Annotated in this window: 15 protein-coding genes and 2 pseudogenes; 6 read left to right on the top strand and 11 right to left on the bottom strand. The window is 71.8% G+C overall.

Annotated features, from left to right (window positions below; translation table 11 throughout):
* Positions 1-41: 41 nt before the first annotated feature.
* Positions 42-701, bottom strand: a complete 660-nt coding sequence (ribA, locus tag AB0924_RS11570; RefSeq protein WP_358928048.1) for a GTP cyclohydrolase II — start codon at positions 699-701, stop codon at positions 42-44.
* A 37-nt stretch (positions 702-738) separates the two neighbouring features.
* Between ribA and AB0924_RS11575 the strand changes: the two genes are divergently transcribed.
* The gene (locus AB0924_RS11575) at positions 739-1,515 is read left to right on the top strand and encodes a creatininase family protein (protein WP_366911238.1); all 777 of its coding nucleotides are present in this window, start codon (positions 739-741) and stop codon (positions 1,513-1,515) included.
* Between the two features lie 53 nt (positions 1,516-1,568).
* Here the strand turns inward: AB0924_RS11575 and AB0924_RS11580 are convergent.
* The 5 genes and pseudogenes from AB0924_RS11580 to AB0924_RS11600 form a co-directional block, all read right to left on the bottom strand.
* A pseudogene (locus AB0924_RS11580) lies at positions 1,569-2,642 on the bottom strand (lysylphosphatidylglycerol synthase transmembrane domain-containing protein); the annotation flags it as partial.
* Positions 2,639-3,676 (bottom strand): class I SAM-dependent methyltransferase, encoded by a 1,038-nt coding sequence (locus tag AB0924_RS11585; protein ID WP_366911239.1) that lies wholly within the window; start codon positions 3,674-3,676, stop codon positions 2,639-2,641. The gene AB0924_RS11585 and the pseudogene AB0924_RS11580, both read right to left, overlap by 4 nt.
* Positions 3,673-4,869, bottom strand: a complete 1,197-nt coding sequence (locus tag AB0924_RS11590) for a glycosyltransferase family 4 protein (protein ID WP_366911370.1) — start codon at positions 4,867-4,869, stop codon at positions 3,673-3,675. The genes AB0924_RS11585 and AB0924_RS11590 overlap by 4 nt, the downstream gene beginning before the upstream one ends.
* A gap of 74 nt (positions 4,870-4,943) precedes the next feature.
* Positions 4,944-5,342 carry a 6-carboxytetrahydropterin synthase gene (locus AB0924_RS11595; protein WP_358928042.1) on the bottom strand — a complete coding sequence of 133 codons (399 nt, stop codon included), beginning with the start codon at positions 5,340-5,342 and terminating at the stop codon, positions 4,944-4,946.
* 113 nt (positions 5,343-5,455) lie between these two features.
* Positions 5,456-6,469 carry a zinc-binding alcohol dehydrogenase gene (locus AB0924_RS11600; RefSeq protein ID WP_366911240.1) on the bottom strand — a complete coding sequence of 338 codons (1,014 nt, stop codon included), beginning with the start codon at positions 6,467-6,469 and terminating at the stop codon, positions 5,456-5,458.
* 107 nt (positions 6,470-6,576) lie between these two features.
* Between AB0924_RS11600 and AB0924_RS11605 the strand changes: the two genes are divergently transcribed.
* Entirely contained in the window at positions 6,577-7,377 is an 801-nt protein-coding gene (locus tag AB0924_RS11605) for a CDP-alcohol phosphatidyltransferase family protein (protein WP_366911241.1), read from the top strand.
* A gap of 43 nt (positions 7,378-7,420) precedes the next feature.
* On the opposite strand, the gene AB0924_RS11610 is transcribed toward AB0924_RS11605, so the two are convergent.
* The gene (locus AB0924_RS11610) at positions 7,421-8,104 is read right to left on the bottom strand and encodes an ABC transporter ATP-binding protein (RefSeq protein WP_358928036.1); all 684 of its coding nucleotides are present in this window, start codon (positions 8,102-8,104) and stop codon (positions 7,421-7,423) included.
* Complete coding sequence (locus AB0924_RS11615; RefSeq protein ID WP_358928034.1) at positions 8,101-9,189, bottom strand: ABC transporter permease; 1,089 nt, start codon at positions 9,187-9,189, stop codon at positions 8,101-8,103. Before AB0924_RS11615 ends, AB0924_RS11610 begins: the two co-directional genes overlap by 4 nt.
* 182 nt (positions 9,190-9,371) lie before the next feature.
* Here AB0924_RS11615 and AB0924_RS11620 point away from each other — a divergent pair, with 182 nt between their 5' ends.
* Both AB0924_RS11620 and AB0924_RS11625 read left to right on the top strand, forming a co-directional pair.
* A complete protein-coding gene (locus tag AB0924_RS11620; protein WP_366911242.1) occupies positions 9,372-10,613 on the top strand; it encodes a sensor histidine kinase in 1,242 nt (413 codons plus the stop codon).
* A complete protein-coding gene (locus AB0924_RS11625; protein ID WP_358928030.1) occupies positions 10,610-11,341 on the top strand; it encodes a response regulator transcription factor in 732 nt (243 codons plus the stop codon). Before AB0924_RS11620 ends, AB0924_RS11625 begins: the two co-directional genes overlap by 4 nt.
* An 11-nt stretch (positions 11,342-11,352) precedes the next feature.
* Here AB0924_RS11625 and AB0924_RS11630 read toward each other — a convergent pair whose 3' ends face one another.
* Positions 11,353-12,132 (bottom strand): YcnI family protein, encoded by a 780-nt coding sequence (locus tag AB0924_RS11630; RefSeq protein ID WP_366911371.1) that lies wholly within the window; start codon positions 12,130-12,132, stop codon positions 11,353-11,355.
* Positions 12,133-12,590: 458 nt separating this feature from the next.
* Here AB0924_RS11630 and AB0924_RS11635 point away from each other — a divergent pair, with 458 nt between their 5' ends.
* Positions 12,591-13,505: a YceI family protein gene (locus AB0924_RS11635; RefSeq protein WP_366911243.1), complete on the top strand. Its 915-nt coding sequence runs from the start codon at positions 12,591-12,593 to the stop codon at positions 13,503-13,505.
* A gap of 528 nt (positions 13,506-14,033) precedes the next feature.
* Positions 14,034-14,411 carry a hypothetical protein gene (locus AB0924_RS11640; protein ID WP_366911244.1) on the top strand — a complete coding sequence of 126 codons (378 nt, stop codon included), beginning with the start codon at positions 14,034-14,036 and terminating at the stop codon, positions 14,409-14,411.
* A gap of 799 nt (positions 14,412-15,210) precedes the next feature.
* On the opposite strand, the gene AB0924_RS11645 is transcribed toward AB0924_RS11640, so the two are convergent.
* Both AB0924_RS11645 and AB0924_RS11650 read right to left on the bottom strand, forming a co-directional pair.
* Positions 15,211-15,429 (bottom strand): hypothetical protein, encoded by a 219-nt coding sequence (locus AB0924_RS11645; RefSeq protein WP_366911245.1) that lies wholly within the window; start codon positions 15,427-15,429, stop codon positions 15,211-15,213.
* A gap of 80 nt (positions 15,430-15,509) precedes the next feature.
* Positions 15,510-17,023: pseudogene (locus AB0924_RS11650) on the bottom strand (RHS repeat-associated core domain-containing protein); the annotation flags it as partial.
* Positions 17,024-17,168 lie beyond the last annotated feature (145 nt).

Consider the following 17,168-nt stretch of genomic DNA (forward strand, 5'->3'; position numbering starts at 1 on the left):
GCGGGTCGTCGTCACCGGCTGCCCGCCCCCGTCCCGGCGGCTCAGGACCCGTGGGCGACCGCGTCCAGGTGGGGCAGGATGTGGTCCAGGCGCTCGCGCTTGGTCCGCAGGTAGGTGATGTTGCTCTCGCACGGCTCGATCAGCAGCGGCACCTGCTCGGCGACCTGGATGCCGTGCCGTACCAGCGCCTCCCGCTTGCGCGGGTTGTTGGACATCAGCCGGACCGACCGCACCCCGAGGTCGCGCAGGATCTCGGCGGCGACGCCGTAGTCCCGGGCGTCGACGGGCAGGCCGAGCGCCAGGTTCGCCTCGACCGTGTCCAGGCCCTCCGCCTGCAGCGCCATCGCGCGCAGCTTGCCCAGCAGGCCGATGCCCCGGCCCTCGTGTCCCCTCAAGTAGACGACGATGCCGCTGCCTTCGGCGACCACCGCGCGCAGCGCCGAGGCCAGCTGGTCGCCGCACTCGCAGTGCCGGGAGCCGAACGCGTCCCCGGTGAGGCACTCCGAGTGCAGCCGGGTCAGCACGTTCTCGGTCCCGATCTCCCCGTACACGAGGGCGACCTGTTCGTCACCGCGGTCGTGGTCCAGGTAGCCGATCGCCTGGAACTGCCCGTACACGGTGGGCAGCGGCGCGCTGACGACGCGTTCCGCGCCCGAGCGCCGCGAGGACTTCTCGCCGAGGACACCGAGGTTTTCTGTCATGATCTGATTCCTAAGCAGAGACGAAGGGCCGGGAAAGATGAGTGGTTCGGGCGCGCGTACGGCCGGCTTCGGGGTGGTACCGGCGGACACTACGGAAGACGTACGGATGCGGGGGGCGGGCGTTTCAACACAGGTCGCCGTCCTTCCCGTCGGCAGCTTCGAACAGCATGGCCCCTTCCTTCCGCTGGCGACCGACACACTCGTCGCCTGTGCCGTGGCCCGGGAGATCGCCGGCGCGTATCCGGTGCATCTCCTTCCGCCCGTGACGATCGGCTGTTCGCACGAGCACGCGGACTGGCCCGGAACCGTCAGCATCTCCTCGGTGACCCTGCACGCGGTGGTCCGGGACATCGCCGACTCGCTGCGCCGCTCGGGTGTCGAGACGCTGGTCGTGGTGAACGGCCACGGCGGCAACTACGTTCTGGGCAACGTCGTCCAGGAGGCCTCGGCGCGCGGGGAGCGGATGGCGCTGTTCCCGGCCGCCGAGGACTGGGAGGCGGCGCGGCAGCGCTCCGGAGTGCTCACCTCCCTGCTCACCGACATGCACGCGGGCGAGATCGAGACGTCCATTCTGCTGCACGCTCATCCCGAATTCGTCCGCCCTGGTTACGAGTCCGCCGATTTCACCGCTGACGACCGTCGTCATCTCCTCACCGTGGGAATGTCCGCCTACACCGAATCGGGCGTCATCGGCCGCCCTTCCCTGGGTTCCGCGGAGAAGGGAAAGGAACTGCTGGCCGGGCTGGTGGAGTCGTTCGGCGCGCTTTTCGAGCTGCTCACCTCGGACTCCGGCCCGGCGCCGGTACGGGGGTAGCCGCGCAGCCCGGCGTACCAGCGGGCGACGAGTACGGCCGCGCCGGGCAGGCTCGCGACGAAGCTCAGCACTCCGTACACCACGGCGACCGCCACCCCGCTGCTCGCGCCGAGCCCGGCGGCACCGAACGCCCAGGCGGTGACGCCTTCGCGCGGGCCGAAACCGCCGACGTTCAGCGGGAGTCCCATCGCGACCAGGGCGAGCACCGCGATCGGCAGCAGCACCGGTACGGACGCGGCCGATCCGGCGATCCGGGCCGCGACGACGAACATCGCCACGTGCCCGGCCAGTACGACGGCGGAGGACAGCGCGACCCCGGGACCGGCCTCGCGCGACAGCAGCCCCCGGCGGGCCCCGCCGAGCGCGGAGCGCAGCGCCCCGCCACGGCGGGCGGGCGGGCGGTTCAGCCGGACGGCCAGTACGACGGCGAGCGCGCCGACCCCGGCCAGCGCCACCGGCGCCGCGAGCGCCCGTACTTCGTCCCGGACCGGCGACGGCAGGACCACCAGGACGACCGCGCCGAACACGGCCAGCGCGACCTGCCCCGCGACCCGCTCGAGCACGACCGCCTTCACCCCGCGCCGGATGTCACCGGCGCTCTGCCCGTGCCGGACCGCCCGGTGCACATCGCCCAGCACCCCGCCGGGCAGGGCCGCGTTGAGGAACAGCGCCCGGTAGTAGTCGGCCACGGCCGGTCCGAACGGCAGCCGGATGCGCAGGCCCCGGGCCACCAACTGCCAGCGCCATGCGCTGAACACGGTGGTGACCACCCCGATTCCCAGGGCCAGCAGCAGCGACACCGAGTCGATCCGCCGCAGCCCGTCGAGGAGCACACCGGTGCCGAGCCGCCACAGCAGCCCGGCGACAATGGCCACACCGGCGACCGTGCCGAAGTGGGTGCGGACAACACGGGAGTCGAGCCTGCGGAACAGGCGGTGGCGGGCGTCGCGCCGCGCGGTCCCGGGGGCGGGCGGCTGCCGCGGTGCCGGCACCGCGCTCACCGCGTGAGCCGTGGCACCGCCCCGCACCGCCCGGATCCGCGCGTGCGGGATCACCCGCTCCAGGCGGGGTTTCACCGCCCTTTCCCGGCGCGGCCTCGCGCCGGTCTCCACCGCCTGTCCGCTCATGACGACGCCCCGCCCGCCGGCTCGGGCAGCGCGAGCAGATCGCTGTGGTGGACCACGACCCGCAACTCACCGGCCTCGCAGGCGGCCAGCCGCTCGCGCAGATAGCGCTCGGCGCGCTCGGACAGCTCGGGCCGCTGCTCGACGGCCGCGCCCACCCAGCCCCGCAGCCACTCGGCGGTCAGCGCGGACTCCTCGGGGCCCAGCCGCCACGGGCTCGAGTGCACCCGTACGGTCGCCCCGCGTTCGGCGAACGCCTCGCAGGCCACGGTGACCGCGTCCGGCCCGAGCAGCCCGTCACGCCGCTGGTGGGCGTTGAACGCCTCGGCGATCTCGGCGTCCAGCGGGTCCGACGGGGTGAGTTCGACCCGGCCCGCGACGGACAGGGTGAGCAACGCCGGGCAGCCGGCACCGGCGCAGGCCGTGGCGAGGGTGTCGATCTCCTCGCGGGTGAGGACGTCCAGCAGCGCGGAGGCGGTCACCAGTCCGGCCCCGTTCAGCGCGTCCGGGGTGAGCCGGCCCACGTCACCGCGCCGGGTCTCGACCGTGACCCGGCTGCCGTCGGCGGCGGCGCGCGGGGAGCCCACGGCCGCGAAGTGCAGCAGGTACGGGTCGCGGTCGTGCAGGACCCAGTGCTGGGCGCCGTCCAGCCGCGGCGCCAGCCAACGGCCCATCGAGCCCGTGCCGCAACCCAGGTCGTGCACGGCCGAACCGCCCTCCCTGCCGGACCGGTCGGCCAGTCGGATCCGCACCGGGTCCAGCAACTCCTGGGCGCGCGCCGCCGCGTCGGCCGGTTCCCGCAGCCGCAGCCACTCGGGCGCGTACCGCGGCGGCTCCTGCGGCTCACCGTCCCGCAGCCGTACGGTGGCCCGTTCGCCGGGGCCGGTGACGGGCCCGGCACCGGCGATCACACCGGCCGGGTCGCTCTCGCGTGCACCGGTACCCATCGCGGCCTCCTCACCGTCCGGCACGAACTCCGTTGCCTCAGGACCTGGTTGGGCCGGGATGCCCCCGGTCACCGTCCGTGTGTCCGTCATGCCGCCCTCCTCGGTGCCTCGGGGAGCCGGCCGAGGACTCCGGCCAGGCTGCGGGCGGTCGTCGCCCAGCCGCCGAGTGCCGCACGGCGGCCGCGGGCCGCGGCCTTCAGCCGGCGGCGCACGTCGGGTTCCCCGAACCAGCCACGCAGTTCGGCGGCGAGCGCCGCCGGGTCCTCCGGGGGGACGAGGATGCCGGGGACGCCGCCGTCGGGGGCGCGGCCGACCGCCTCGGACACCCCGCCGACGTCGGTCGCCAGCACCGGGACCCCGCGGGCGAGCGCCTCGGTGATGGCCATGCCGTAGGTCTCCGCGTACGAGGTGAGGACCATCAGGTCGGCCGACGCGTACGCCGCGTCGAGTTCGGCGCCGGCCCGGGGCCCGGCGAGCAGCAGCCGGTCGTCGAGGCCCCGTTCGCGGATCAGGCCGCGCAACCGGTCGACGTACTCCGGGTCCTGGGTGAGCCCGCCGACGCACACACAGCTCCACGGCAGATCGGTCACCGCGGCGAGCGCCTCCACCAGCCGGTGCTGGCCCTTGCGCGGGGTGACGGCGGCGACGCAGAGCAGCCGGGAGACGCCGTCGGTGCCGGGGGCGAGGGGGGCGATGTCGGCGCCGGGGGCGGCGACGTGCACCCGCTGCGGGGCGAGGCCGTGGTGGGAGACGATGCGGCGGACGGCCCAGTCGCTGGTCGCGATCACCGCGCCCGCCGCCCGCAGCACCACGCGTTCGCGGGCGTCCAGGGCAGCGGCCACGGCCGGGTCCAGGCCGGTCTCGTCGCCGAGCGGCAGGTGCACCAGCACCGCGAGGCGCAGCCGCTCCGCCTCGGGGACGACGATCTCCGGCACACCGCAGGCGACCAGGCCGTCGAGCAGGACGACGGTGTCGTCCGGGAGTTCCCGCAGGGTGCGGGCGAGCACGTCACGGTCGGCGCGGCCGGGGCGCGGCCAGCTGCCGGGCACGGCGTGCCGCACGGCCTGCCAGCCGAAGCCCGGCAGGTCCAGGCAGACCCGGCGGTCGTAGGCGTTGCCGCCGCTCGGCGCGGCCGGGTCGTCGACACCGCCCGGCATGACGAAGTGCACGGTGCGCAGGGACATGGGGATGATCCCGACGTTCTCGAGGGCGGTGGGCTGCGCGGGCACGTAGGCGAGCCGCGCCTTCCGCGTGGTCTCCACGGTCGTCGCGTTGGTCTTCACGGTTGTCCCGTTGGTTTTCACCGCCGTACCGGCGGTCTCCACGGTCGTCCGGGTGGTCTCCACGGTCGTCTCCGTCACAGGGCACGCTCGTAACTCGCCCAGGCGATGTGCGACTCGTGCAGGGTGACGGTGAGTCCCGCCAGGCCCTTGGCCCCTTCGCCGAGGGCGCCCTTGTGGACGCGTTCGGCGAGCCGGTCGGCGATGACCTTGGCCAGGAACTCGGTGGACGTGTTGATCCCGGCGAACTCCGGCTCGTTGTCGAGGTTGCGGTAGTTCAGCTCGGCGACGACGGCGCCCAGTTCCTGGGTGGCCAGACCGATGTCGACAACGATGTTGTCCTCGTCCAGCTGTTCACGGCGGAACGTGGCGTCCACCAGGAACGTGGCGCCGTGCAGGCGCTGCGCGGGCCCGAACACCTCGCCGCGGAAGCTGTGGGCGATCATGATGTGATCGCGGACGGTGATGCTGAACAACGGACGACCCTCCAGGTGCGGCGCGTCTGATGCCCCCGGCGGTCACCTGCCGGGGGATTGCCGAGTAGTACGGCTCCTCGCTTCCCCGTGTTCAGCCTCCTCTCACTCTTTTCTCAGGTCAGGCCGCTGCTGTCCTGATCGGGCCGCCCGCTGCCGGGGTAGGTGATGCGGTGGCACAGGGCCGGGATCTCCCCGGAGGCGAGCCGGGGCATCAGCTCCGGCAGTTCCTCGAAGGCGCTCTCGCCGGTGATGAGGGCGTCGAGGGCCGGGTCGGCGAGCAGGTCGAGGGCGAGCGCCAGCCGTTCGGCGTAGCCGCGGCCCGCGCGGGCGGCCGGCGAGACGGTGCCGACCTGGCTGCTGCGCACGGTGAGCCGGCGGGAGTGGAAGGCCTCGCCCAGCGGCAGGGCGACGCGCCGGTCGCCGTACCAGCTCAGTTCGACGACCGTGCCCTCGGGGGCGAGGAGTTCCAGGGAACGGGTGAGGCCCTGTTCGGTGGCGCTGGCGTGCACCACGAGGTCGCAGTCGCCGAGGGCGGTGTCGGGGGTGGCGAACTCGGCGCCGAGCGCCTCGGCGGTCCTGGCGCGGGCCGGGTCGGCGTCGACGAGCTGCAGCCGCACGCCGGGGAAGCGGGCGAGCAGCGCGGCGACCGAGCAGCCGACCATGCCGCCGCCGACCACCGCGATCCGGTCGCCGATCAGGGGCGCCGCGTCCCACAGGGCGTTCACGGCGGTCTCCACGGTCCCGGCGAGCACGGCCCGCTCGGCAGGCACCCGGTCGGGCACCACGGTCACGGCGTTCACCGGAACGACGTAACGGGACTGGTGCGGATACAGACAGAAGACCGTACGGCCGGTCAGCTCCCGCGGGCCCTCCTCGACGACGCCGACGTTCAGGTAGCCGTACTTCACCGGCGCGGGGAAGTCGCCCTCCTGGAACGGCGCCCGCATGACGGCGTGTTGGGACTCCGGCACCCCGCCGCGGAAGACCAGTGTCTCCGTGCCGCGGCTCACTCCGGAGTACAGCGTGCGGACCAGGACCTCGCCCTCGCCCGGCTCCGTGAGGGCGACGTCGCGCAGCTCGCCGGTGCCCGGGGAGCTCAGCCAGAACGCGCGGGCCGACCGGTTCATCGGCATCCTCCTGAACGATCGGGAAGTTGTTCACGTACCGAGATGTGCACAGGCCGCGCACAGTACGCGGCGTTGATCGACTCTGTCACTCGGCCGGAGGATGTGCGGTGGCCCTGAACAACACGTATGACGCGAGGCTCCAGCAGGAGACCGCTGTCGGAGCGGGCATACAGCTCCTGCTGCTCGCCCTGCTCGGCTCGGCGATCGGCATGGGGCCCGCCGGCTGGCTGACGGGGCTGGTCTTCGCGTTCGCCACCTGGGCGGTCCTCTCCCGCGCCCTGCACCGCTCCCGGCTCAGCTCGTTCGGCCCCGCCAACCGGGTGACCCTCGGCCGGGCCACCCTGGTCGGCGGGGTGACCGCGCTGGTCGCGGACTCCTTCGAGAGCGCGCCGCCGGTGACGCTGCTGGTCGGCCTGACCGCCGTGGCGCTGCTGCTGGACGGCGTGGACGGCAAGGTGGCCCGCCGCACCGGCACCTCCACCGCGCTCGGCGCCCGCTTCGACATGGAGGTCGACGCGTTCCTGATCCTGGTGCTGAGCGTGTACGTGGCGACGCAGCAGGGGCCTTGGGTCCTGCTGATCGGCGGCATGCGGTACGCGTTCGTCGCGGCGGCCCGCGTCGCCCCCTGGCTGAACGCCCCGCTGCCGGCGTCCTTCGCCCGCAAGACGGTCGCCGCGCTCCAGGGCATCTGCCTGCTGCTGGCCGGCGCCGAGTTGCTGCCGCACCCGGCGAACCTGGCGATCGTGGTGCTGTCACTGGGCTCGCTGGTGTGGTCGTTCGGCCGGGACGTGCTGTGGCTGTGGCGCGACTCCCGTACGGACGACGGGCGGGCCTTCACCGAAGGCGCGGTCGGCGAGGGCGCGGTCGGCAAGCCGCTGGTACGGGAGCTGGAGCTGGCGACGCGCTGAGGGCGCCGTGACGCCATCGCGCCTCCGTCGTTTCGCGGCGCCGTCAGCCGGTCGGTGCGGGGCGGCGGAGGCGCCCGTCGTGGACCTCGGCGATCCGGTCGGCGGCGGTCAGGTGGGTGCGGTCGTGGGTGACAAGGACCGTGGCGGTGGCCCGCTCGTGGGTGAGCCGGGTGATCAGCTCGATGACGGCGGCGCCGCGTTCGTGGTCGAGGGCGCTGGTGGGTTCGTCGACCAGCAGGACGGTGGGGTCGTTCATCAGGGCGCGCGCGATGTTGACGCGCTGGCGCTGGCCGCCGGAGAGCTGGTGGGGCCGTCGGTGGGCCTGGTCCGCGAGGCCGACCCCGTCGAGGAGTTCGAGGGCACGGCCGCGGGCCCGGCCGGGGCGCCGGCCGTCGATCCGGGCCATGACCTGGAGCTGTTCGGCGGCGGTGAGGGAGGGCAGCAGGTTGGGCTGCTGGAAGACGATGCCGATCCGGTGGCGGCGCAGCTCGGTGAGCTCGCCCCGGCTCAGACCGGTGGTGGCGGTGCCGTCGATGGTGACGGTCCCGGCGTCGGGGGTGATCAGGGTGGCGGCGACGGCCAGCAGGCTGGACTTGCCGGAGCCCGAGGGGCCGACGACCGCGGTGAGCCTCCCCTTGGGGACCTGGAGCGTGACTCGGTCGAGGGCGGTCAGCCGGGTGTCGCCGTCCGCGTAGGTGAGGGTGATGTCGGTCAGCTCGAGGCTCATCGGGCGCTCCCCAGGGCGGTCAGCGGGTCGACGGAGGTGATGCGGCGGATGGACAGACCGGCGCCGAGGGTGCCGAGCAGGACCATCACCGCGGCGGGCAGCAGCACGGTGCCGGGGCTGAGCAGGAACGGCACGTCCGACCCGGCCACGAGGGCACCGACGGCGGCGGCGATGCCGGTGCCCGCCAGGGTGCCGCCGACGAGCAGGACGACGGCCTGGCCGAGGGCGTCCTTGAGCAGGCCGGCCGTGGAGGCGCCGAGCGCCTTGAGGACGGCGACGTCGCCGCCGCGCTGGATGGTCCACACGGTGAAGAAGGCGCCGATGACCAGCGCCGAGATGGCGAAGAGGAATCCGCGCATGAGCTGCAGGGAGCCGTTCTCCGAGGTGTAGGAGCCGATCGCGGAGAGCGATTCCCCGGTGGCGACCGTCCTGGTGCCGGTTCGCCGGTCGGTGGCCGTGATCTCGGCCTCCGAGGTGGTGCGCAGCGCGATGACGGTGGCGGTGGGACCGTGGGCCGTGTCCGTGGGCGGCGCGGCCCGCCGCCAGGTGTCCAGACTGGTCCAGATCACCGGGGTGTGGCTGAAGGAGGCGTCGCCCCGGACGGCGGCGACGGTCAGCCGGTGCCCGGCCAGGACGAGGGAGCCGCCGGGAGCGAGACCGAGGTCGCCCGCGGCCGTGGTGGACAGTACCGCGGACCGGTCGTCGATCCGTCCGCCGTCCGGGGCGAGCGAGGAGCCGGGCTCGACGCCGAACGCGGAGACCGCGGTGCTCCGGTCCCCGGCGGTGGCCCTGGTCGTGGTGATCCCCAGCGGTTCGGCACGCTCGACGCCGGGCGCCTCGGCCCACTGCCGCCATTGGCGCGCGGTGACGGTGGAGCCGGAGTAGGACAGACCCTGTCCGCCGGTGGGGGCCTGGAAGGCGATCCGGTCCGCCGGCAGCCCGGTGATCGCGGAGACGTTCTGCCTGCCGAGCCCGGCCGTCAGCCCGGACAGCAGCCCGACCAGCAGGGTGATCAGCACGATGACGGTTCCCATCAGGGCGAACCGCCCCTTGGCGAACCTCAGGTCTCTCCAGGCGACGAACACGGGTGGCCTGTCCTCTCGAAGTCGGAAGTGGTGGTCGAATCGATACGACCCCACCGTCTCCGAAGCCCCCCGCCCCGGGCTTCTGGCAAGGGACCGCACTTCACCCGCCGGAAAGGCGGCGTCCGGGTTGTAACTTTCGATGGAGGCCCCTCGGGGGTCCGCCTCCGTAGCCTGGACGCACTGTGAACTCTTCCGCCGCCGCCACCGCCACCCCGGTCCCGACCAGCCGGGTCCTGGCCTGGTGCCTGCACCTGCTGATCGCCGGCCTGCTCGCGCTGGCCGCCGGGCGGGCGCTGACCGACGGCGGGCCGCACCCCGGGGCGACCGTCGCCGCCGCCCTCGCCTGCGGTCTGGTGTACGCGGCCGGCCCGCTGTTGCCCGGCGTACGCGCGTCACGCCGGTCGGCGACGGTATGGCTGGCCTGCCTGGGCGCCGTCTGGCTGGTACTGCTGGCCCTGTCCGCCGACGGCGTCTGGCTGGCCTTCCCCCTGTACTTCCTCCAGCTCCACCTGCTGCCGCGCCGGAGGGCGCTGGCCGCGGTCGTGGCGACCGCGTTCGCGGCGATCACGGCCTTCGCCGCCCACCAGCACGCCTTCAGCGTCGCCATGGCGATCGGCCCGGCTCTGGGCGCCGCCGTGGCCGTCGCCGTGGTGTGGGGGTACCAGGCCCTGTACCGGGAGAGCGAGCAGCGCCGCCGGCTGATCGAGGAACTGACCGCCACGCGCGCCGACCTGGCCCGGGCCCAGCACACCGCCGGGGTGCTCGCCGAACGCGAACGCCTGGCCCGCGAGATCCACGACACCCTCGCCCAGGGCCTGTCCAGCATCCAGCTCCTGCTGCGCGCCGCGGAACGCGCGCTGCCGGAACGGCCCGAGGCCGCCGCCCGACATGTGGACCAGGCTCGTCAGGCGGCCGTGGACAACCTCGCCGAGGCCCGCCGATTCGTCGCCGCCCTCACCCCGCCGGCCCTGGAGGGCACCACACTGGCCGACGCGCTGGAGCGCCTGTGCGCCACGACCTCCGCCCGCCACCCCCTCACCGTCAGCTTCCACCTCACCGGCACCCCAGTCGCCCTGCCCACGGCACACGAGGTCGCCCTCCTGCGGCTCACCCAGTCCGCACTCGGCAACACCGTCCGCCACGCCGGCGCCGGTACGGCGGACGTCACCCTCACCCACCTCGACGACCATGTGGCCGTGGACATCGCCGACGACGGCACCGGATTCGCCCCCGCGCTGCTGCCGCCGCCCGACCCGGACGACGGCGGCTTCGGCCTCGCCGCGATGCGGGCCCGCATGCGCGCGCTGGGCGGCACCCTCACCATCGGCTCCTCCCCCGGCCAAGGCACATCCCTGTCCGCCCGGCTCCCTCTGAACCCACGCGCGCACGCGCCCGAAGCCGGCGAACCCGAGGCCCACTCATGACCGACAGCCCCAGCCCGGCCGCACCCCGCGATCCTGGCCGAGACGTACCCGGCACGCCCCGCTCAGACGTAACCGGCGCCCCCACCCGCGCCAGGTCCGGCGGCCCCATCCGCCTGCTGCTGGCCGACGACCACCCGGTGGTACGGGCGGGGCTGCGCGCCGTGCTGGAGACCGAGCCCGGCATCGCCGTCAAGGCCGAGGCGGCCACCGCCGAGGACGCGGTCACTCGTGCCGCCGAGGGCGACATCGACGTCGTCCTGATGGACCTGCAGTTCGGCGGGGGCATGGGCGGCGCCGAGGCCACCGCCCTCATCACCGCCCGCCCCGGCGCACCGCGGGTCCTGATCGTCACCACCTACGACTCCGACGCGGACACGCTGCCCGCCATCGAGGCCGGCGCCACCGGCTACCTCCTCAAGGACGCCCACCCCGAGGAACTGACGGCGGCGGTACGCACGGCCGCCGCCGGGCGCACCGCGCTGGCCCCGGCCGTCGCCGACCGCCTGATGAACCGCCTCCGCGCCCCCGCCGTAGCCCTGACCCGGCGCGAGACGGAGGTCCTGACCCTGGTCGCGCAGGGCCTCTCCAACCAGGCGATCGGCGGGCGGCTCCACCTCACCGAAGGCACCGTCAAGTCCCACCTGGCCCGCACCTACACCAAACTCGGCGTCGACTCCCGCACGGCCGCGGTGGCCACGGCGACGGACCTGGGCCTGATCCGCCGCTGAGCCTGTCCGGGCTACGCGTCCGTCTTCGCAGACCGCCCCCGCACGATGGCGAAGGCGGCAGCGGCCAGCCCCAGCACTCCTACGACGAGTCCACCGATGCCCAGCCCCCGAGCGGTGCCATCACTCCCATCGGCCGCCTTCACACTGCCGCTGTCCCCGCTCTTCGCAGCCGCGGGGGCGGCGGCCTCTCCGCCGCCCTCCGTGCCACCCTCCGTCAGCTTGAGCGTGGGCGCCGGATCGTCCGCCTCCTCCCCACCACTGGGCGCCTCGATCCACCGGACCACCTTGCCGTCGGAGTAGGTCTGCAGCGTCTTGAAAGTCAACTGCCCCGTGTCGTGCGGCAGTTCCCCGAAGGCGACGTCGAAGTCCTCGTACTCCCCCGCCCCGATCTTCCCGCCCGTCCAGGTGATCTGGGAGACGGCCTCGGTGATGGTCCCGTCGTCGGTCTTCACCGGTGTTTTCAGCTTGGTGGTGGTCACCTTCGGCGTCCACCCGTCCCGCGGACGAACGAGGACCCCGAGGACAGGATGGTCGGTCGGCAGAAAAACCTGCACCTTGCTGGTGGAGGCGCCGTCCTCCTCATTGGGCACCCGGAACGTCAGCACACCGTCCGTGGCTCCCTTGGCGTAGCTCTCAGGGTGGACGGTGACGTGCGCGGACGCGACACCGGTTGCGGCCAGAACACCGACAGCGCTGAGGGCGACGAGGGCTCCGGCCCGACGCAGGGCGGTCCGGCGTAGGCCGGCCCGGTGCAGGACGGCCGGACGCCGGACAGGGCGGCTCGCGGACATGGCGGACATGACTGGATGAATCTCCGTAGCGCTCACAGTGAGCGATCCTTCCACGCCGGAGGTACGCGCGGCATCGGAATCCGGTTCAGTCGGCGGACGGCCGGCGACACGGCTGCCGGAAGCCCGTCGGGCGTGTGGACCTCGTGACGGAACGGCGAACCGCGCGTGAACACGGCACCATTTCGGGTGGCGTTCACCACAGCACCGATGCAAAGCGAAGGAAGTCAGCAACGACCGTACGGCCCATGATCACGGCACTTCCCGGCGATCCAGCGCACCAGGCAACCACTCCATGCATCGGCCTCGATGACGAGCGACCTCACACCATCTGCCTATGATCGTTGAATAGTTGACATCGTCGCGCCTGCAACCATCCCCAGGCGCATCTTGGCGACCGCGGGGCGCCGGCTCAGGCGCGGGGCTCCCGGTCGTGACACGTGCGAGGAAAGGTGAACAGCATGGCCCTCGGACTGCTCCGGCGTCGGCGTTCCCGCGACGCTTCCGGCGCCGCGCCGGGCCTGGCGGTGCCCCTGCCGGCCGGCGCGGGCGCGTACGGCTGCGAGGTCGTAGATCCCATGGGGCAGCCCATGCCCGGCGCCGAGATCACGGTGACCGCGCTGGACAGCCACCGCGTCGTCGCCCGCGGCACCACCGACCCGTACGGCCTCTTCATGGCGGCGCTGCCGCCCGGCACCTACAGCGTGATGGCTTCGGCCGAGGGCCTCACCCCGGCCCGCAGCAACGTCGACATAGTCGCCGACGCCACCCTTCCCCTGGTCCGCATCGCGCTGCTGCCCGCCCGTCAGCTGGAACTCCCACCGCCCGGCACCTGGTTGTTCGACCCGCCGCACACCGCGATCCGGTTCATCGCCAAGCACGTGGGCATGGCCCACGTCCACGGCCGCTTCACCCGCTTCACCGGCGGCATCCGCGTCACCCCGGACGTGACCGACTCCCAGGTCTCGGTACGCATCGACGCATCCAGCATCGCCACGGGCAACAAGACACGCGACAACCACCTGCGCTCCGCCGACTTCCTGGACGTCGAGCGCTACCCGTACATCGACTTCACCAGCAACCGGTTCGTCTACCGGGGCGGCTCCAGGTGGACGCTGAACGGCACGCTCACCATGCACGGCACCAGCCGCTCCGTGGGCCTGGACACGACGTACCTCGGTACGGTGAACGGCGGTTACGAGCAGGAGCTGCGCTGCGCGGCCCTGGCGAAGGCGGAGCTGCACCGCGAGGACTTCACCCTCAACTGGCGCTCCATGCTGGCCCGCGGCATCGCGGTCGTCGGCCCGACCGTACAACTGGAGCTGGACGTCCAGGCGATGTACCGCACGGCCGAGACGCCTACGCCACCGGAGTAGAAAGGCGCGGGTCGCCGTTCGATGCTGGGCGGGGCGTGCGCCCCTCATCGACGAGATGACAGCGGGCGACGACGCACGGACCCAGTCGATCAGGCTCTCGGAGGCCGCCGACCAACAGGAACGAACGGCCGTCAGGCAGCCGGCACCGGCGAAGCCGATCCTCACCCCACGGCAGCACCCCGCCATCGGGGGATGACCGTTGTCGCTGTCACCGCAGTGCTCGTGGCGCGAGTCGCCGTGACGGCACGGCCTCGGAACACCGCGCGGCGGCCCTGTCCGCCGTCGCGGAGATCATTCGCGCGATCCGGGGGAAGAGATGAGCGTGCGCACGATCAGTGGCCGTCGTAGCGGCAGCATGGTTCGGCGAAAGAAGTGGTTCACTTACTGCCGGTTACCGAGTTGGCGTTGTCTCTGCGTATATCGACGGAAGTTGTTTCGACGACTGCCTCTGCTCCGATACCACCTCCTCCCTCTACCTCGCCGACTCCAGTCACAGGCCGTCGTGCTCCCTCCCAGTGGATCGCGCCGTTGGCTGCCGCCGTCGTCGCCGCCGGTGCGGGCATCGGCATCGGCTGGCTCGTGTGGGCCGGCCCGGACAGCGCGGCGTCCGGGACCGGCGTTGACAGCGCGGCGGCGGATGCGGCGGCCGCCTGCCAGGCGTGGGAACGGGTTCCGGCGTTGAGCAAGGTGTACAGCGACGACGACACCTCCAGGGCCTACTTCGCCCGCGCCGGCGGTGCTGCCGCTCCGGCCCAGTCCGCGGCCCAACTGGACCACCGTTACGAGGCTCTGGACAAGGCCTTTCAGGACATCACCAGGCGTCTGCAGACCTTCGACGTGAAGGGCGCCGGGGCAGGGGCGGCCCATGACAAGGTGAGCGCCCTCTGCGCTGATCTGCCCGGCTGAGAAGCCAACGCCCGGACCCCGCCCCGTCGGTGCCTGCCCGCGCCATGGCTAACCTGCGCCGCTTGTCTACTTGCCGCGTCGCCGACTGCGAGCGTACAGGCCGAACATGACAATTCCGGCCAGGACGAAAAGGCCAACGGCCAGATACGGGGACCAGGAAGGTCCGTCGGGCCGGTCATTGGCGAGTTGGAGAAGTTCCTGCACGTGAGTGCCTCCTGTTTCCCTCAATTGGCCCCGTCATGGCCCGCGTTCACGCCGCTGATCACGGGGGTTCGGAGGTGCCTCGTTTACGCTGAGTGAGGACCACGCCGACCACGCCGCACAGGGCCCCTACGACGCCGGCCACGATCAGTATCGTCAGCATCTTGGCGTCATCCTCACGTGGCGGTGCGAGAGATTATCGGTCCGAGATTGCGCGGCCAGGAAGATACTTGGTGTAAGTGACCGTCTACTTCCGCTGAAGGAAGTAGACGGCACAGACGACGGCGACCGCCACGAAAAATGCCGTGATAATGACGCCCGTAGGCGCATTCAGCGAGGGTACGGTCAAGCCGGATTCTGTCCACACCTACCTTGTGCCTCCACTCGCGCGATCACGACTTCCTCGAATGCCGTGCGGCATTCCACTGTTGCCCGCTCGCCTTGATTCGCATCGCCACGAAAACGAATGCGGTGTACACCACAGCCAGCCCTACGCAGATCCAACCTTTTTGCGATGCCTCTCAAGACCATCATGGTGCCAAGGAGTAGGAGAACGGCGGAGAGCACGCAGGTCATTACTGCATTCCTCGTCTGACCGTCATTCGACAGCGACAAGGCCTGTGGCTGCGAGGACGCCGACGATGATCATGAAGACTCCGATGATCATTGGGCCCATTCGCACGCCCGCCTTTCCCGCAGACGCATTCGCCCTGCCGAACACGTTGTCCTGGCTCACCGCTGCGCGCGCAAACCTCTTGCTGTAAAGAATGAGACCCAGCCCGGCAAGAATAGCGAAAACGGACAGGAACATCCTCATCTAAGCCTCCTGTTTCTGGACAGCGCCTGTGCCCGCCCCGTCATGGGGCGAGCACAGGCCGCGGGTACTCGGGCCGGACGTCAGAATTGGATCTGCAACCCGCCACTGCATGTGGGAGTCGAGGCGTACGTTCCCAGCCCACCACTGCCGCTGAGCGTGGGAGATCCACCCTGTCCCCCGATCTGGGCTCCTACCGTCCCGTATCCAGCGGCGCAGCCTCCATAGGCGGACGGCCCGGCGTCCGCTCCGCCTGTGAACCCTTCGAAGCCTCCTCCTACACCTGGAAGTCCCACTCCGATCTTCAGATAGGGCCCGCTGTTTCCTGAGTCGTCCTTGGAATATCCACCACCCAGGCAGACCCAGAAGCACACGTCTCCACCGACCGACCAACTCCACAGCCCGTTGGGGTCGATGTGGTTGACGGGGTCGCCCTCGGCGTAGAGGTAGGGGTTCTGCTCCTGGCCGGAGGGGTCGGTCTGGGTGAAGCGGCCGACGTTGGCGTCGTAGTAGCGGGCCTTCAGGTGGTAAAGACCGGTGGGGTCCTGGTAGTTGCCGGCGAACCGGTAGGGCTGGGCGACCGGTTCGGAGGACTGGGCCAGGATGCGCACGCCGCGGGGGCTGTAGGTGTAGGTGTCGACCTTGTTGCCGTCGACGTCCGCCAGACCGGTCACCGAACCGATGGCGTCGGTGAGGTAGTAGTAGCTCTTGCCCCCGGCGGTCATGGAGTTCAGGGTGCCCCTGGGCTCGCGGTTGAAGCCCATGTCCACACCGGCGGTCGACTTGGCGGACAGGCCCAGGGGGCCGTTGTGGAAGTAGGTGCACCGAGGCGGATGCGTTCGCTCTGGTCGGTGGAACCGTACTGCCCGGCGTACGTCTTGCCGTTCACCGTGATCGACGACGTCTGGGAGTAGTCGGTCCAGGTCTCGCCGGTGCGGGTGTAGTCGTCGGTGGAGGCGCCGGCGGTCTCGTTGCCGATGGCGTCGTAGGACCAACTGCCACTCGTGCTGGACTTGGCGGTGGGCTCCTGGGCGTCGTTGTAGGTGTAGGTGGTGCCGCGCGGGCAGCCCTGGTCGGTGCCCTGGGAGGTGAGGTTGCCGGCCAGGTCGTAGCAGTACTGCCAGGAGTCGGCGATCGTGCCGTTCTTCTCCTCCTTGGCGTAGGAAAAGCGGCCCGCGCCGTCGTAGGAGTAGGTGCGCTTCAGCCCGGTGACGCCGTCCGTGCTGGTGCGGACCTTGGCGCCGTCGGTGGCAGCGTTCGTGCCGTAGCCGTAGGTGTAGCCGAGGTCAACCAGGGTGCCCTGGTCGGAGGTCACCTTGATGGACTTCGGGCGGCTGGAGTCGTCGACGTCGACCTTCTGCACCGTGCCGCCGGGGTAGGTGGTGGAGGTGCGGACGTCGTTGTTGTTGTACCCGTACTTGGTCACCGCGCCCTGCGGGTCCTTCAGCTCGGTGAGCTTGTTGACCTCGTTCCAGGTGTAGTCGATCGTCCCTGCCGGGTCCTGGTAGTAGTCCACGTTGCCGGCCGCCGTGTAGGCGAGCAGGGTCTGGGAGCCGTCCTGGAGGTGGCGAACCGTCTCTCGCTGCAGCGGGTCGAACCCGCCGTCGCGGCCGGCAGAACGGCCGCCGCTAGGGCCGCCACCGTCACCGCCGCCACCGCGGCAGCCGATCCTGATCTCTTCCCGGCATGGCGAAGAGACGTGCCGAAGGCACGTGTGCGCATGGCTTTCCCCCACAAGAAGA

Source organism: Streptomyces sp. NPDC047869 (genome assembly GCF_040704065.1).
Taxonomy (GTDB): domain Bacteria; phylum Actinomycetota; class Actinomycetes; order Streptomycetales; family Streptomycetaceae; genus Streptomyces.

Bases quoted from the DNA above. Each gene is read 5' to 3' on its own strand.
- ribA (WP_358928048.1), bottom strand. From the start codon at position 701: ATGACAGAAAACCTCGGTGTCCTCGGCGAGAAGTCCTCGCGGCGCTCG.
- AB0924_RS11635 (WP_366911243.1), top strand. From the start codon at position 12,591: ATGGCCCTCGGACTGCTCCGGCGTCGGCGTTCCCGCGACGCTTCCGGC.
- AB0924_RS11600 (WP_366911240.1), bottom strand. From the start codon at position 6,469: ATGAACCGGTCGGCCCGCGCGTTCTGGCTGAGCTCCCCGGGCACCGGC.
- AB0924_RS11625 (WP_358928030.1), top strand. From the start codon at position 10,610: ATGACCGACAGCCCCAGCCCGGCCGCACCCCGCGATCCTGGCCGAGAC.
- AB0924_RS11610 (WP_358928036.1), bottom strand. From the start codon at position 8,104: ATGAGCCTCGAGCTGACCGACATCACCCTCACCTACGCGGACGGCGAC.
- AB0924_RS11630 (WP_366911371.1), bottom strand. From the start codon at position 12,132: ATGTCCGCGAGCCGCCCTGTCCGGCGTCCGGCCGTCCTGCACCGGGCC.
- AB0924_RS11585 (WP_366911239.1), bottom strand. From the start codon at position 3,676: ATGACGGACACACGGACGGTGACCGGGGGCATCCCGGCCCAACCAGGT.
- AB0924_RS11575 (WP_366911238.1), top strand. From the start codon at position 739: ATGAGTGGTTCGGGCGCGCGTACGGCCGGCTTCGGGGTGGTACCGGCG.
- AB0924_RS11645 (WP_366911245.1), bottom strand. From the start codon at position 15,429: ATGAGGATGTTCCTGTCCGTTTTCGCTATTCTTGCCGGGCTGGGTCTC.